12 protein-coding genes are annotated in these 15,231 nt (G+C 70.3%); 7 read left to right on the top strand and 5 right to left on the bottom strand.

The window, feature by feature from the left end:
- Positions 1-286: 286 nt before the first annotated feature.
- From ACIRP2_RS36135 to ACIRP2_RS36120, 4 genes are read left to right on the top strand one after another with little or no spacing between them, the layout of a single operon-like run.
- Complete coding sequence (locus ACIRP2_RS36135; RefSeq protein ID WP_404257956.1) at positions 287-3,253, top strand: nitrate- and nitrite sensing domain-containing protein; 2,967 nt, start codon at positions 287-289, stop codon at positions 3,251-3,253.
- Positions 3,250-3,693, top strand: coding sequence for a roadblock/LC7 domain-containing protein (locus tag ACIRP2_RS36130; protein WP_404257954.1), 444 nt, complete (start codon positions 3,250-3,252; stop codon positions 3,691-3,693). Before ACIRP2_RS36135 ends, ACIRP2_RS36130 begins: the two co-directional genes overlap by 4 nt.
- Before the next feature lie 9 nt (positions 3,694-3,702).
- Positions 3,703-4,125, top strand: coding sequence for a DUF742 domain-containing protein (locus tag ACIRP2_RS36125; protein WP_404257952.1), 423 nt, complete (start codon positions 3,703-3,705; stop codon positions 4,123-4,125).
- Entirely contained in the window at positions 4,106-4,711 is a 606-nt protein-coding gene (locus ACIRP2_RS36120; protein WP_404257950.1) for a GTP-binding protein, read from the top strand. Before ACIRP2_RS36125 ends, ACIRP2_RS36120 begins: the two co-directional genes overlap by 20 nt.
- A 374-nt stretch (positions 4,712-5,085) precedes the next feature.
- Here the strand turns inward: ACIRP2_RS36120 and ACIRP2_RS36115 are convergent, their stop codons facing one another.
- Positions 5,086-5,433, bottom strand: coding sequence for an Mpo1-like protein (locus ACIRP2_RS36115; RefSeq protein WP_376281694.1), 348 nt, complete (start codon positions 5,431-5,433; stop codon positions 5,086-5,088).
- Between the two features lie 107 nt (positions 5,434-5,540).
- Positions 5,541-6,347, bottom strand: a complete 807-nt coding sequence (locus ACIRP2_RS36110) for a M15 family metallopeptidase (RefSeq protein ID WP_404257947.1) — start codon at positions 6,345-6,347, stop codon at positions 5,541-5,543.
- Positions 6,348-6,404: 57 nt separating this feature from the next.
- Between ACIRP2_RS36110 and ACIRP2_RS36105 the strand changes: the two genes are divergently transcribed.
- Positions 6,405-6,947: an NUDIX domain-containing protein gene (locus ACIRP2_RS36105; protein ID WP_404257945.1), complete on the top strand. Its 543-nt coding sequence runs from the start codon at positions 6,405-6,407 to the stop codon at positions 6,945-6,947.
- Positions 6,948-6,980: 33 nt separating this feature from the next.
- Here ACIRP2_RS36105 and ACIRP2_RS36100 read toward each other — a convergent pair whose 3' ends face one another.
- Complete coding sequence (locus tag ACIRP2_RS36100; protein WP_404257943.1) at positions 6,981-9,329, bottom strand: glycoside hydrolase family 31 protein; 2,349 nt, start codon at positions 9,327-9,329, stop codon at positions 6,981-6,983.
- Positions 9,330-9,552: 223 nt separating this feature from the next.
- On the opposite strand from ACIRP2_RS36100, the gene ACIRP2_RS36095 reads away from it, so the two are divergent.
- The gene (locus tag ACIRP2_RS36095) at positions 9,553-11,529 is read left to right on the top strand and encodes an acetoacetate--CoA ligase (protein WP_404257941.1); all 1,977 of its coding nucleotides are present in this window, start codon (positions 9,553-9,555) and stop codon (positions 11,527-11,529) included.
- 67 nt (positions 11,530-11,596) lie between these two features.
- The gene (locus ACIRP2_RS36090; protein WP_404257939.1) at positions 11,597-12,523 is read left to right on the top strand and encodes a hypothetical protein; all 927 of its coding nucleotides are present in this window, start codon (positions 11,597-11,599) and stop codon (positions 12,521-12,523) included.
- A gap of 61 nt (positions 12,524-12,584) precedes the next feature.
- Here the strand turns inward: ACIRP2_RS36090 and ptsP are convergent, their stop codons facing one another.
- Both ptsP and ACIRP2_RS36080 read right to left on the bottom strand, forming a co-directional pair.
- Positions 12,585-14,255 (bottom strand): phosphoenolpyruvate--protein phosphotransferase, encoded by a 1,671-nt coding sequence (ptsP, locus tag ACIRP2_RS36085; RefSeq protein ID WP_404257937.1) that lies wholly within the window; start codon positions 14,253-14,255, stop codon positions 12,585-12,587.
- A 76-nt stretch (positions 14,256-14,331) separates the two neighbouring features.
- Entirely contained in the window at positions 14,332-14,781 is a 450-nt protein-coding gene (locus tag ACIRP2_RS36080; RefSeq protein ID WP_404257935.1) for a PTS glucose transporter subunit IIA, read from the bottom strand.
- Between the last annotated feature and the right edge of the window lie 450 nt (positions 14,782-15,231).

The following is a 15,231-nucleotide window of genomic DNA, read 5'->3' as shown; positions in this document are numbered from 1 at the left end:
TACAGAGAGACGAGTGAACCGCCGTGAAGATTCCCCCCGAACCATCATCGAGCGAAGAATTCCAGCCAACTGCCTTGCCGGGCAACGTGAAGCTCTGACAGGTCTCTTCTGTCGCTTTCGTGGATTTCATTGCCCGGAATACCGGGACAACTCATGATCGACGTCGAGGAGCGCGGCTGAAAATCATCCGGACATCTCTTCGGGTTGCCTCTCTGTCGGTAGTAGGCTCGCGCCGTTTGTTGACGGAACACGACCCCCGCCCCGTGGGGTCGGGCTGGGGGAGGCCATGCGCTTTCGCGGGAAGTCCATCCGCAGGAAGATCGTGGCGCTGCTCCTGGTGCCGCTCGTCTCCCTCACCGGGCTCTGGGGTTTCGCCACCTTCCTGACGGGGCGTGAGGCCGGCCATCTGATGAGTGCGAGCACCGTCGTGGAGAAGGTCGGTCATCCTCTGGAGGACACCGTCCGCGCGATTCAGGACGAGCGCCGCCAGACTCTCGTCTTCCTCGCCGATCCCCGGGCCTCCGACGCCCTCCCTCTTCTGCAGCGCCGACGGGCGAACACCGACCGTGTCGTGGCGGACGTCCGCAACAGTGCACGGCAGCAGGACATTCGCGATGCACTGCGACCCGAGGACGAAACGCAGCTGAACTCGGTCCTCGGATCGGTCGAGGGTCTGGGCGCACTCCGCGATTCGGTCGACAAACGCACCATCGACCGCTCGAAGGCAATGGAGTTCTACGACCGGCTCATAGATCCCTGCTACCGCTTTCTGAACGGTCTCCGCACGATGGAGAACGTATCGATGGACAAGCAGGTCCGTGCGCTGGTCGGCATCTCACGAGCCCGCGAAATGCTCTCCCGCGAGGACGCCCTGGTCGCGTCGGCACTCATCGCCGGGCGGTTGACCGCTTCCGAACTGCGCCAGATCTCCGACCTCGTCGCCAATCGCAAGCTGCTCTACGAGATCAACGGCGAGATGTTGCCCGCGTCGGAGCGCCAGCGCGTGGAGCAGTACTGGGCGAGCCCGGACAGCGAAGCGCTGAGGACCGCGGAGAACACGCTCATCGACGCCGGTCCCACCGACGAACCACGTGCGGTCGACGCCGAGCGCTGGCAGGAAGTGGCACCGCCGGTCCTGGACCGGCTGGCCAACGACTCCACCGAACTGAACAACCGCTTCCAGGACCGTGGGAAGCCGGCCGGCTACAGCGTTCTGATCAAGGCCGGTATCGCGGGCGTCCTCGGTTTTCTCGCCCTGCTCGCCTCGGTGTTCGTCTCCGTGCGCATCGGCCGGGAGCTCATCCGCGACCTCTCCCGGCTCCGCAAGGACGCCCATGAGGTCTCCGGGATACGGCTGCCGAGCGTGATGCGCAGGCTCGCCGCGGGCGAACAGGTCGACGTCGAGACCGAAGCACCGCATCTGCAGTACGAACGCGACGAGATCGGCCAGGTCGGCCAAGCCCTCAACACCCTGCAACGGGCCGCTGTAGAAGCCGCGGTCAAGCAGGCGGACATGCGGCGCGGGGTGTCCGAGGTCTTCGTCAATCTCGCCCGCCGCAACCAGGTGCTCCTGCACCGGCAGTTGACGCTCCTGGATGCGATGGAGCGCCGCACCGAGAACACGGACGAACTCGCGGACCTCTTCCGTCTCGACCACCTGACCACCCGTATGCGGCGCCATGCCGAGGGTCTGGTGATCCTCTCCGGTGCCGCACCCTCACGTCAGTGGCGCAAGCCGATCCAGCTGATGGACGTGGTGCGGGCAGCGGTCGCCGAGGTCGAGGACTACGAGCGGATCGAGGTCCGTCGGCTTCCCCGCATCGGAGTGGGCGGCCCCGCCGTGGCCGACCTCACCCATCTGATCGCCGAACTCCTGGAGAACGCCACCGTGTTCTCGCCCCCGCACACCGCGGTCCAGGTGCATGGTGAACGCGTCGCCAACGGCTTCACGCTGGAGATCCACGACCGTGGTCTCGGCATGGCTCCCGACGTCCTGCTCGACGCGAACCTGAGGCTCGCCGAGACCCCCGAGTTCGAACTCTCCGACACCGACCGGCTGGGTCTCTTCGTGGTCAGCCGCCTCGCCCAGCGGCAGAACGTCCGGGTATCGCTGCAGAAGTCCCCGTACGGCGGCACGACCGCCGTCGTCTTCATCCCTGCGGCGCTGCTCACGGACGCCCCGGAGACGCACGGCACCGGATTCCGCCTCGACCGCCGGTCCGAGAAGGCGATCGGCGATGGTGCACGGGCAGCCGGTCAGGGACCGGGAAGCGACAAGGACCGCAGGGACGGGGCGCCGGACCGTCGGGCCAACGGCAGGCCATCCGGTCTGGCCCCGGTCCCCACCGGCCTCGTCGACCCGGCCCTCCTGGACGGGCCGGTCGAGCTCGAAGGACCCGTGGGAGCAATGGACTTCGAGAGCGACCCCGCACTCGATCCGCTGCTCGACGCGGGTCTGGCCCCCCTGTTGGGCGGCGCTTCCGACCTCGACGACACCGAGAGCGAACGCGGCGGAATCTTCCGCGCCCGCGACCTGCGGCGCGACGGCGACCGCGAGCAGCACCAGCAGGCCTCCGACCAGGTGGGGGAACCGGCGGCCGGTGCACGGGCGAAGCGGCCCGGTGCCCCGGTGCCGCTGCCCCGTCGCAAACCTCCGACGCTGGTCACCGAGAACGGCCGCCGGGTCGACGAGTCGGGCCGTTCCCACCCGCCGAGCGCGGAGCGCGATCCCGCACCCGGCCCGGCCGACGCCGACGGCCCGGGTGCCGACACCGAGGTCAGGCCCGTGGCCGCCGGTCCCTGGCGCCCCGCTGCCGACACCGGCGAGCCCGCCGAGCCGCGACAAGCCGCAGGACCGCAGCAGCAGACCGGCTTCCGGAAACCCACCGGGCCGGGCACCCCGTCGCCGTCCGTTCCACCTGGCGATCCCGGTGTACCCGCGGAGTCCGACTCACCCGTCGAACCCGCGCCTCCGAAGGCCCCGAGCCCGGCCCGAGAGACCGTGGGCGGGCTGCCCCGGCGCATCCGGCAGGCCAGTCTCGCCCCGCAGCTTCGCGAAGTCACGGGCGGCCGTGACGCGGAGCCGACCCGAACAGAATCGGCTCAGGACTTCGAACGGGACGCGGACGAGGTACGCAGCCGCATGGCTTCGCTCCAGCGCGGCTGGCAGCGCGGCCGCCGGCAGAACGCCGAGGACGTGACCGGTCCCGGTGACACAGCACAAGGAACCACTCCGGGAGGGGACGGTCCATGACCGCACCGAACGCCGCAGCACCCGACGTCGCACGCCGGGGCTCAGGCCAGCTCAACTGGCTCCTCGACGAACTCGTCGAGCGCGTCGCCAGCATCCACAAGGCGCTGGTGCTCTCCAGCGACGGCCTCGCCACCGGCACGTCCAAGGACCTGACCCGCGAGGACAGCGAGCATCTGGCGGCCGTCGCCTCCGGATTCCACAGCCTCGCCAAGGGCGTGGGACGCCACTTCGACGCCGGCCGGGTCCGCCAGACCGTCGTGGAACTCGACGAGGCGTTCCTCTTCGTCACGGCGGCCGGCGACGGCAGCTGTCTCGCCGTGCTGGCCGACGCCGACTCCGACGTCGGTCTGGTGGCCTACGAGATGACGCTGATGGTGAAGCGCGTGGGTGCCCACCTGGCCAACGCGCCCCGGACGACCGGTCAGTCCGCCGGGGGGTGAATGGACGGCATGAGCGCTGACTCCTCCAGATCACCGGCCACGCCGACGGACCCGCAGGCCTCGCGCTGGTACGACGCCGACGCCGGACCGGTGGTCCGTCCGTACGCGATGACCCGGGGCCGTACCAGCAGCGCCTTGCGCCATCGACTCGACCTGATCGCGGTCGTCGTCCCCGAACCCGCGGCCGACGACCCCGGCCGGGACCAGACGCTCTCCCCCGAACACGTGGAGATCGTCGAACTCTGCAGTGACATGCCCCAGTCGATAGCCGAGCTCGCGGCCGGCCTGGATCTCCCCGTCGGAGTGGTCCGGGTGCTGGTCGGCGATCTCGTCGAGGACGAGCTGGTGCACGTAACCCGTCCCGTTCCGCCGGCCGAACTGCCGGACGTGAACATTCTTCGCGAGGTGATCAATGGCCTTCGGGCGCTCTAGCCGCAACAGGCGGCCCGTGGAGCCCGTTACCCTGAAAATCCTGGTGGCGGGCGGCTTCGGAGTGGGCAAGACGACTCTGGTCGGCGCGGTCAGCGAGATCAGGCCGCTGCGCACGGAGGAGAGACTCAGCGAGGCGGGCCGTCCGGTGGACGATCTGGCGGGTGTGGAGGCGAAGACCACGACCACGGTCGCCATGGACTTCGGCCGGATCACGCTCCGCGAGGACCTGGTGCTCTACCTCTTCGGCACTCCGGGGCAGGACCGGTTCTGGTTCCTGTGGGACGAACTGGCCCAGGGTGCGCTGGGGGCGGTCGTACTCGCCGACACCAGGCGACTGGAGGACTGCTTCGCGGCGGTCGACTACTTCGAGCGCCGCGCGATTCCGTTCACCGTCGCCGTCAACTGCTTCGAGGGGGCCGACACGTTCCCCATCGAGACGGTACAGGCGGCACTGGACCTCGATCCGGAGGTACCGGTGGTCATGTGCGACGCCCGCGACCGCTCCTCCGCACGGGACGTACTGGTGACGGTCGTCGAGCACGCGGTGGCCCGCGTGGAGCGTCCTCGCGAGCCCGCGACGACATAGGAGACGCCCGTCCGGCCACGACGCGGTCGACGCGGCCCGCACCCCCGCCGACCGGGGTGCGGGCCGCGCGTCGTGGCCTGGCCGGGCATGGATTTTTCACCCCGGACGATGACCCGTCAAGACAGTGGGCAGCAGGGGCTGCCCGGGCAGCGGCCGGACGGTCCGGCACACGAGGACGTCGGGGCCGGGGGACGCGGCGGGCGTCCGGACGGCCGGCAGCGGTGTAGGTACGGCCGGACCGTGCCGCGTGGCGAGAACGGCGTGCCGACTGTCGACCTGCGCGCCGAGGGCCGCGCCAGAAGGCGTCCTGAGGCGGGACGCAGACCGACGAGCCGGCCCCGCACACTGCCGACGCAAGGCCGGAAAGTCTCGGATCAGCGGTTGTCGGCAAGCCACTTGGCCGCGATCTCCGCCAGCTCCCGGTCGCGGCCCGCCAGCATCATCCGGATCATCTGCACGTCGCCACGCAGCGACCACGCGGGATGCCCGAAGGTGGCCGGATTGTTCTTCTCGATCAGGAAGTGGGCGGGCCAGGCGGTCCCGTACCCGATCAGTGGCAGAGCGGCCGCGTACCTCCGGCGTCCCCGCGCCAGGCCGTAGGCGGTGATCGCGAGTCCGGTCAGGGTGCCCGTCAGATGGACCCACCGCGTCGCGGCCCTGGAGTGCATCGCGACGTAGTAGGGCCAGAACTCTTCATATGAATCGAACGTCTGCTGTGACATACGGGCACCGTAATGGCTCACACGGCCACCGGAAACGGTCGATCCGTACCCGAGAGGGAGAACGGGCGGCCGGAACCCGGAGGAGCCACCCGTTCTCCTTCCTCCTGTCAGTGCCCGGCGACGGACCTCCGGGCCACGGGGAAGTCGAAGTACGTGTCGGGGAACAACTCGGGCTTGAAGGTGTAGTGCCACCATTCCTCGGCCAGATTCACGAATCCGGCGTCGGTGAGCGTCTTCTTCAGGAACTGCCGATTGGCTCGCTGGGACCCCTGGACGCGCGGGTCATCGGTGTGGGAGAGCGTGTCGAAGCAGTCGAAGCCCGTCCCCATGTCCACGGAACTGTCCGGGAAACGGTCGGCCCGAGGCGCGTAGCAGGGCACCTGCTTCCCTCCTGGCAGGTACGGTCCCGGCGGTGCGGCGGGCAGCTTCACCAACGTCAGGTCCACCGTGCTGCCACGGCTGTGCCCGGACCTCTCCGCGATGTAACCGTCCGCGAACAGCCGCGACTTGTCGACCCGCGGATAGAACTCGCCCTTCATCGTCTCGTCGCCGAGATCCTCCGCCCACCGTACGAAGTGGTCGACCGCCCGCTGCGGCCGGTAGCAGTCGTACACCTTCAACGAGTAGCCCTGGCGCAGCAGGCGGGTCTGGGCGTGGTGCAGCGCCCGGGCCGCGGGCCGGGTGAGGATGCAGAGCGGTTGGCGGTAGCCGTCCACCGGCACGCCCATGAAGTTGTGCGCGGTGGGGTAGCGCATCTCCTGGATGATCGTCGGATCCACCGAACGCAGTGCGACGAATTCCGCGGGCGCTTTCGGCTCGGGGTCCGCCTGCGCGGCGGGGGCGGTGACGGTGACGGAGAGCAGGGCGGCGGCAGCGGCCGCCAGGGCACGGAGAGCGGATGCGATACCTGTCATGAGCACATAATCCAGCAATGCGGGGCCACCCGGCGGGCGATCCGGTACAGTCCGCGCGTGTCCGACCCCACGAGCAACTCCGAGAAGCCGGTCAAGGACTCCCACTGCGGGAGCTGCGGAGCGCCGTACGCCGCCTCGACGTCCCCCATCACCTGGCCCCGCACCTGCGCCGTCTGCGGCGACAGGGCCTACCGCAACCCGTTGCCCGTCGCCGTGGCCCTGCTCCCCGTCACCGACCGGGACGGCACCGGGCTCGTCACCGTCATCCGTGCCATCCCGCCCCGACGCGGCGGGCTCGCCCTTCCCGGCGGCTTCATCGACCACGACGAGGACTGGAGGCACGCCGTCGTACGTGAACTCCGTGAGGAGACCGGCATCGAGGCCGACGAACAGGACGTCCGCCTCGCCGACGCCCTCAGCGCCCGGGACGGCCACCTGCTCCTCTTCGGCCTGCTCCCCGAGCGACCCGCAGCCGCCCTCCCACCCTCCGGGCCGACCGAGGAGACGAGCGGCTTCCGACTGCTCCGCGCACCCACCGAACTCGCCTTCCCGCTGCACACCCTGGCTGCCCGCACCTGGTTCGAGGGCGGATACCACTGACCGGCACGCCCCCTCGCCGCGCGGCTGCCCGGCCTACAGGCCGCGTACGCGCACCGGGCGGTCCACCGGCCCCTCCCCGCCCTCCCGCTCCACCAGAACCTTCCCGTCCACCAGCCGCGACGTGTACCGCTCGACCTCCACCCGCTCCCAGCCGTCACCCGCGTCCCGGACCACCGGACCGCCCCCGCTGCGTCCCGCGGCCGGAGCCCACACCTCCAGCTCCACACCCCCGTCCGCACCCCGCACCGGCAGAACCGAACCGGCCCGCGCCAGCACCGGCACCCGTGACAGCGGAGCATCGATCAACACCTGACCGGGCCCCTCGTACACCTCGCCCGTCGCCGTGTCGTACCAACGTCCACGCGGCAACCGCACCGCCCGGCGATCCACGCCCCGCTCCAGCACCGGCGCCACGAGCAGCGCGTCACCCAGCAAGAAGGCGTCCTCGCATTCCCGCAACGCCCGCTCCCCGGGCGCCCGCCACCAGAGCGGTCGCACATACGGGGCACCGGTCAGCCGGGCCAGCTGCGCCAGCGTCACGAAATACGGACGAAGCCGCTCCCGTTCCTCCAGCGCGGCCCGCGCGTGCTCCAGCACCCGCGGGCCGAATTCCCACGGCTCCCGCCGCCCCGCGTCGATCGCCGCATGGGTACGGAACAGCGGCAGATACGCACCGAGCTGGAACCACCGCAGATACAACTCGGGCGACGGCGACCCGTCGAACCCGCCGATGTCCGGCCCCGAATACGGGACCCCGCACAGCCCCAGCCCCAGCACCAGCGCCAGCGAGGCCCGAAGTCCGGGCCAGCCCGTCCCCACATCACCGGACCAGGTGCCCCCGTACCGCTGCATCCCCGCCCAGCCGGAACGCGAGAACAGAAACGGACGTGTCTCCGGCCGCAGCCGACGAAGCCCTTCGTACCCGGCGCGCGCCATCGCGAGACCGTAGACGTTGTGGGCCTCGCGGTGATCGCCCCCGCGGCCCTCCAGACAATGCCGCGCCGACCGCGGCAGCGAGGGATCCCCGAACGCCGCGAACGACACCGGCTCGTTCATGTCGTGCCACACCCCGGAGAACCCTTGCGCGAGCCGCTCCTCGTACAGACCGCCCCACCACTCCCGCACCCGCGGATCGGTGAAGTCCGGATACACGCATTCACCCGGCCACACCTCCCCGCGCACCACCCGGCCCCGGGCGTCCCGGACGAACGCGCCGCCGCCGACCGCCGTACCCGTGTCGAACACCGCGTTCCCCGGCTCCGCCTTCACCGCCGGATCGACGATCGACACCAGCCGCACCCCGTCCTCACGCAGTTCCTCGGCCAGCCCCGGCAGATCGGGAAAGCGCTCACGGTCGACCGTGAAGACCCGGTGCGCGTCGTAGTGGTCGATGTCCAGATGCAGCACGGACAACGGCAGCCCCCGCTCCCGGTACCCCGCGACGATCCGCCGGACCTCCCCCTCGCTCCCGAACCCCCAACGGGCATGCTGCGGTCCCAACGCCCAGGACGGCGGCAGTGCGGGCGCACCCGTGAGCGCCGTCCAGCTCTGCAGCACCCGGGGCGGAGTACCGGCCATCACCCAACAGCGCAGCGGCCCCCCGTCCATCCGCACCTCACACATCCCCGGCCGGTCATGGCCGGATCCCGCACCCTCCTCGCCCTCCCGCAGCTTCACCTTCCCCGACCAGGTGTTGTCGTGGAACACCAGATGCGTCCCCGCGTCGGAGACCACCAACTGCACCGGCATCGTGAGATACAGCGGATCGTCGTCCGGACCGAAGCGCCCGCCCGGATCGGTGTTCCACAGCGCGTACACACCGTCGCGCAGCCGAGGCCCGGACGCCCGTCCGCCGAGTCCGAAGAACCGGGCGTCCGCGGGCACCTCCGAACGCTGGACCCACCGCGCGGCGCCACCCGCGACCGGCTCCCACCAGCGCGGCGGCAGCTCGCGCCGGAGCACCACGCCGCCGGGCGTACGCAGTTCCACGGCCCCGTGCCGCGACACCGCAACGGTCAGCCGCTCGGACACCACCTGCCAGCCACCGTCCTTGTCCGGCTCCAGTTCGGCCCGCGGATCCGCCTCGGGCGCCGCACCGGCCAGTGCGTACGACGGCAACGGCTCCGCCCCGTCCCAGCCCCAGAACACCGCACCGCCCACCGACACCCGGACCCGCAGCTCCGACCGCGCGAATCGCACCACGCCGCCGCCCGGCCCCGGTTCCGCCCCCACCACCAGGCCCGGCACCCTGGCCCGCTCCGCACCGCGCCGCGGCAGTGCCCGCGCATCCGCGTTCCGGCGGCGCCAGGAGGCGCGCACCGTGCGCAGCCCCTGCACCGAACCGACCATCTTCACCGAGCGCACCAGGTCACGACCGTCCATGCAGCTCACCCTGCCATCCGACAGGGCGGGTGCGGGCTTCGTTCAACTTCCGTTCACCCATGGCCGGACCACATGTCCGGACACGCGACCACGGGTGGTGAACCCTGGTGCGAAAGACGATCACGTGGCATCGTCCGTAAAAGCCGCCTCACGCGCACACCCCAGCACGTGTGCGCGGACCCACGCGCCCATCCCGCGTATCCGTCAGCCAGGGAGCCGCCCCATGACCGCAGCAGCCAACGAAGCCCCCCTCTGGCAGCCCGGCCCCGACCGCATCGCGGCCGCGGCCGTCACCCGCTTCCAGAGCTGGGCGGCCGAGCGGTACGGAGCACCGTCCGACGGCGGCTACCCGGCCCTGCACCGCTGGTCGGTCGACGAGCTCGACACCTTCTGGCAGGCCGTCGCCGACTGGTTCGACGTACGCTTCTCCACCCCGTACGAGTCCGTCCTCGGCAACCGCACCATGCCCGGCGCCCAATGGTTCCCCGGCGCCACCCTCAACTACGCCGAACACGCCCTGCGCACCGCGGAAGACCCCCTGCGCGCCGACGCCCCGGCCCTGCTCCACGTCGACGAGACCCACACCCAGGCCGCCGTCTCGTGGTCCGAACTCCGCCGCCGGGTCGGATCGCTCGCCGCCGAACTCCGCGCCCTCGGCGTCACACCGGGCGACCGCGTCAGCGCGTACGTCCCCAACATCCCCCAGGCCGTCGTCGCCTTCCTCGCCACCGCGGCCGTCGGCGGCGTCTGGACGTCCTGCGCTCCCGACTTCGGCGCCCGCAGCGTCCTCGACCGCTTCCAGCAGGTCGAACCCGTCGTCCTCTTCACCGTCGACGGCTACCGCTACGGCGGCAAGGAGCACGACCGCACCGACACGGTCGCCGAGCTGCGCCGCGAACTGCCCACGCTGCGCGCCGTCGTCCACATCCCGCTGCTGGGCACCGAGGCCCCGGAGGGCGCCCTCGAATGGTCCGCCCTCACCGCTGCGGACACCGCGCCCGTCTTCGAGCAGGTCCCCTTCGACCATCCGCTGTGGGTGCTGTACTCCTCCGGGACCACCGGGCTCCCGAAGGCGATCGTCCAGTCCCAGGGCGGCATCCTGCTGGAACACTTCAAGCAGGTCGGCCTGCACTGCGACCTCGGCCCCGACGACCGGTTCTTCTGGTACACCTCCACCGGCTGGATGATGTGGAACTTCCTCGTCTCGGGCCTGCTCACCGGAACCACACTCGTCCTGTACGACGGAAGCCCCGGCTACCCGGACGTCAGCGCCCAGTGGCGCGTCGCCGAGCAGACCGGAACAACCCTCTTCGGCACCTCCGCCGCCTACGTCATGGCCTGCCGCAAGGCCGGTATCCACCCGGGCCGCGACTTTGACCTCTCACGCGTCCAATGCGTGGCCACCACCGGATCCCCGCTGCCGCCCGACGGATTCCGCTGGCTCCACGACGAAGTCGCGGACGACCTCTGGATCGCCTCCGTCAGCGGGGGGACGGACGTGTGCAGTTGCTTCGCCGGCGCGGTCCCCACCCTTCCGGTGCACATCGGCGAACTCCAGGCCCCCTGTCTCGGCACGGACCTCCGGTCCTGGGACCCCGCGGGCAAGGCACTCGTCGGTGAGGTGGGCGAACTCGTCGTCACCGCCCCCATGCCGTCCATGCCGATCCGCTTCTGGAACGACCCCGACGGCAGCCGCTACCACGACAGCTACTTCGACATGTACCCCGGCGTCTGGCGCCACGGAGACTGGATCACGCTCACCGAGCACGGCTCGGTCGTCATTCACGGCCGGTCCGACTCCACGCTCAACCGCCAGGGTGTACGGATGGGCTCCGCGGACATCTACGAAGCGGTCGAGCGGCTTCCCGAGATCCGGGAATCCCTCGTCATCGGTATCGAGGAACCCGACGGCGGCTACTGGATGCCGCTCTTCGTCCACCTCGCCGACGGCGCAGCACTCGACGACGACCTGCGCGAAAGCATCAAGCGGACCATCCGCGAGAACCTCTCCCCGCGCCACGTTCCGGATGAGGTCATCGAGGTCCCCGGTATCCCGCACACCCTCACCGGCAAGCGCATCGAGGTTCCGGTCAAACGCCTCCTCCAAGGCACGGCGCTGGCCAAGGCGGTCAATCCCGGCTCGATCGACAACCTCGAACTCCTCCACTTCTACGAGGACCTCGCCCGTAAGCGTCTCTGACCGGCCACGTTGTCAGTGCCCGTGACTACTCTGAGTGAGCAATGATCGACGGCGCACTGGGGGAATCATGGCGCGGACCAGGAACACCAAGCACATCACGACCAGCGGTTCCAGCCGGTCGGGCACATCCATGCGACGCACGCTGCGCCGCGAAGCACCGAGCACCATCGGCCTCCTGGCCGACGAGCAGGACTTCGCGGCGATGCAGCGCTACCGCACCTTCACCTTCGACGACCACAGTGTCTATCTGCGGCAGGTCGAGGGTCTGCTCAAGACCCTCGCCGCACAGGGAATGCACACCACGGTCGCTCTCTTCGACCCGGAGGAGTACGCGGAGTTCTGCCGCGAGTCGGAGATCGCTCCCGACGCCCCCGCCAGCCGCAGCCGCTTCACCGCCGAGATCGCCTCGGCCGGTGCCACCGTCGCGTACACCGGACAGACCATCGACAGCCTGATCCCGCTCCTGGTGGGCCGAGCCGTCCGCCAGGCCACCTGGGAGTACGCCACGATGCTCCTGGCCGGACTCGGAGAATGCGCGGACTGCGGCCAGGACGTCGGCCGCGCCGCCTTCGACCGGGCCTCGCACCTCCTGCTGCGCATGCTGGAGACCGCCGGACCGGGTACCCACCACCTCGTCTGCAGCACCCCCACCGAGAACGAGCACCTCCTCGCCGTCCTGCACACCGAGCGCGTCACCGCCGGGCCGGCCCGCATCGAATCGGCGGAGGGAACGGAGTTCGTCACGGTGCTCGCCGTCGGCATCGCCCTCGAAAAGCCGGGGGGAGTCGTACTCCGCACGAGCAGGGCCGGCGCCGACGACCGGGTACACGGCTGGCGGCTGGTCGGCGGCAACCTGACCCCGCTCACGGCCGGCGAGGTGTTCAGCGCCTACTGCACCGACGCCGAAACCGGCGAACCCGTCGCCCCGGAGTCGCGGGTGGAGTACTGCGCGGGCTTCGACCTCGGCGCCGATGAACCGGACCCGCACGACTGACGGGCCGAGGGGGCTCCCCGCCACGTGGCAGGAAGCCCCCTCCACCTCCGACGACGCAGGACTACTCGCCCGACAGCACCGCTTGGGCAGCCGTCCGCGCCTCTTCGGCGGAGTCCGTCGCGCGCGCGGCGGCGGCGGCACGCTCGCACTGAGCGAGCGTGTACTTGGCCAGCGTGGCACGGACATAGGGAATGGACGCCGCCCCCATCGACAGCGACGTCACACCGAGCCCCGTGAGAACACAGGCGAGCAGCGGATCGGAGGCGGCCTCACCACAGACACCACAGCTCTTGCCCTCAGCCGCGGCCGCCTGCGCCGACAGCGCCACCAGATCGAGCAGTGCGGGCTGCCACGGATCCTGCAGCCGGGACACCGCACCCACCTGGCGATCGGCGGCAAAGGTGTACTGGGCCAGGTCATTGGTGCCCAGGGAGAGGAACTCCACTTCCCGGAGGATCGAGCGTGCGCGCAGAGCGGCGGACGGAATCTCCACCATCGCACCGAACTTCGCACCCAGCCCGGCTTCGCGACAGGCGTCGGCGAAGGCCTTCGCGTCAGTACGGTCCGCCACCATCGGGGCCATGACCTCAAGGTGGACGGGCAGGCCCTCGGCCGCCTTCGCCAGCGCGGTCAGCTGGGTGCGCAGCACATCGGGGTGGTCCAGCAGGCTCCGCAGCCCGCGCACACCCAGAGCGGGGTTCGGCTCGTCCGCCGGGGTCAGGAAGTTCAGCGGCTTGTCGGCTCCTGCGTCCAGGACCCGCACTACGACACGCCCCTCGGGAAATGCCTCGAGCACCGCGCGGTAGGCCGCGACCTGCTTCTCCTCGGACGGCGCCCGCTCGCTGTCGTCCAGAAAGAGGAACTCGGTACGGAACAGCCCCACGCCCTCCGCACCGGCCTCGACCGCCGCCGGCACATCGCCCGGCCCGCCCACATTGGCGAGCAGCGGGACCTTGTGACCGTCCGAAGTCGCGCCCGGGCCGGTCGAAGCGGACAGCGCGGCCTTGCGGGCCGCGGCGGCGCTCTCCATCTCCGCCCGCTTCGCGGCGCTGGGCTCGACGAAGATCTCACCCGTGCTGCCGTCCACCGCGATGACCGTGCCCTCGGCCAGCTCACAGGCGCCGGGGAGCGCCACCACGGCCGGCACCCCGAGTGCTCGTGCCAGAATCGCGCTGTGGCTGGTGGGCCCGCCCTCCTCGGTCACGAAGCCGAGCACCAGTGCCGGGTCCAACAGCGCCGTATCGGCGGGCGCCAGATCCCGTGCGATGAGGACGTAGGGCTCGTCGCTGTCCGGCACACCGGGCATCGGCACGCCGAGCAGCCGCGCCACGATCCGGTTGCGCACGTCGTCGAGGTCGGCGACGCGCCCCGCCAGGTACTCCCCGGCATTGGCCAGCAGCGCCCGGTAGGAGGCGAACGCGTCGTACACGCCACGCTCGGCGCTGCTGCCGACGGCAATACGCCGCTCGACATCAGCCATCAGCTCGGGGTCCTGAGCCATCATGGCCTGGGCCTCCAGCACGTGTTGAGCCTCGCCACCGGCGAGATTGCCGCGTGCGATCAGGTCGGCCGCCACGGCCTCCACCGCCTGGCGAGCGCGCCCCTGCTCACGCTCCGCGTCCTCGGCCGGGATCTGCTTGGCCGGCGGTTCGAGCACCGCCGTACCCATATGACGCACCTCGCCGATCGCCACTCCGTGGCTCACACCGACGCCTCGCAGCGTTGTCTCCATGTCACCCGTCTCCGGTCGTGCGGCGGTCCCTGCCCCCGCGATGGATATCCAGTCGGCTGTCACCGTGCCGAGCCCGTCACTGCCAGCCGAACAGTGTGTCACCGAGCTTCACATCGCCGTCCTCGCGGACGTCGGAGAGGGAATCAGCGGTGGCTTCCAGTGCGACGATCGGGCACACGGGAGACTTTCCGAGCGCCTCGACGCCCGCGGGGTCCCACCGCACGATGCCCTGACCGCGGGTGACCGTGTCCCCCTTGTTCACGAGGAGCTCGAAGCCCTCGCCGTTGAGCTGAACGGTGTCGATGCCGAGGTGGACGAGCACGCCGTGCCCGTGCTCGTCCACGACGACGAACGCGTGCGGGTGCAGGGAGACGACGATGCCGTCGACGGGCGAGACGGCATCGGACGACTCACGTACGGGATCGATGGCGGTTCCAGGCCCCACCATCGCGCCGGAGAAGACCGGGTCCGGTACGGCGGCGAGCCCGATGGCACGTCCGGCGAGGGGGGACGTCACAGTGGTCATGGGGAACCTCCCAGGGGTGGAGCTCGAATGGCGCCGTCACGCCTTGCGGACGACGCCGTGCTGTTCAGCAGCGTAAGTCATAGGAAGTTCCGGTTCCGCCCGAGTCCTGACGGTTCGCGACCTTAGAAGGGCACCGGAAACGATTTGCCTCGACTCTCGGAGGCCTGTACTCTCGTGCATCTGCCTGGCCCTGCCACGACTTCACGTCGGGGGCCGGTGACGACTTTCAAGACCCGACTCTAAACCCGGATCGGCACCCGCATGTCTGCAGGTGGTTGGTCAAGGGAATGGAAAAGGCCTGATAGAGTCGGACTCGCCGGAAAGGGAAACGCGAAAGCGTGGAACTGGAAAGCGGCCCCGCTTCGACCGGGAATCGGACACGAAAGAGTCTGATAGAGTCGGAAACGCAAGACCGAAGGGAAAAGCCCGGAGGAAAGCCCCAGAGAGTGT

The sequence above is a fragment of the Streptomyces sp. NPDC101194 genome (genome assembly GCF_044767885.1).
Lineage (GTDB): Bacteria > Actinomycetota > Actinomycetes > Streptomycetales > Streptomycetaceae > Streptomyces.
Note: the sequence above shows the minus strand (reverse complement) of the source record. Positions and strands in the feature narration are given on the sequence as shown.

Coding starts and splice junctions, on each gene's coding strand:
- ptsP (WP_404257937.1), bottom strand. CDS start 14,255: ATGGAGACAACGCTGCGAGGCGTCGGTGTGAGCCACGGAGTGGCGATC.
- ACIRP2_RS36135 (WP_404257956.1), top strand. CDS start 287: ATGCGCTTTCGCGGGAAGTCCATCCGCAGGAAGATCGTGGCGCTGCTC.
- ACIRP2_RS36130 (WP_404257954.1), top strand. CDS start 3,250: ATGACCGCACCGAACGCCGCAGCACCCGACGTCGCACGCCGGGGCTCA.
- ACIRP2_RS36120 (WP_404257950.1), top strand. CDS start 4,106: ATGGCCTTCGGGCGCTCTAGCCGCAACAGGCGGCCCGTGGAGCCCGTT.
- ACIRP2_RS36095 (WP_404257941.1), top strand. CDS start 9,553: ATGACCGCAGCAGCCAACGAAGCCCCCCTCTGGCAGCCCGGCCCCGAC.
- ACIRP2_RS36115 (WP_376281694.1), bottom strand. CDS start 5,433: ATGTCACAGCAGACGTTCGATTCATATGAAGAGTTCTGGCCCTACTAC.
- ACIRP2_RS36100 (WP_404257943.1), bottom strand. CDS start 9,329: ATGGACGGTCGTGACCTGGTGCGCTCGGTGAAGATGGTCGGTTCGGTG.
- ACIRP2_RS36080 (WP_404257935.1), bottom strand. CDS start 14,781: ATGACCACTGTGACGTCCCCCCTCGCCGGACGTGCCATCGGGCTCGCC.
- ACIRP2_RS36125 (WP_404257952.1), top strand. CDS start 3,703: ATGAGCGCTGACTCCTCCAGATCACCGGCCACGCCGACGGACCCGCAG.
- ACIRP2_RS36110 (WP_404257947.1), bottom strand. CDS start 6,347: ATGACAGGTATCGCATCCGCTCTCCGTGCCCTGGCGGCCGCTGCCGCC.
- ACIRP2_RS36090 (WP_404257939.1), top strand. CDS start 11,597: ATGGCGCGGACCAGGAACACCAAGCACATCACGACCAGCGGTTCCAGC.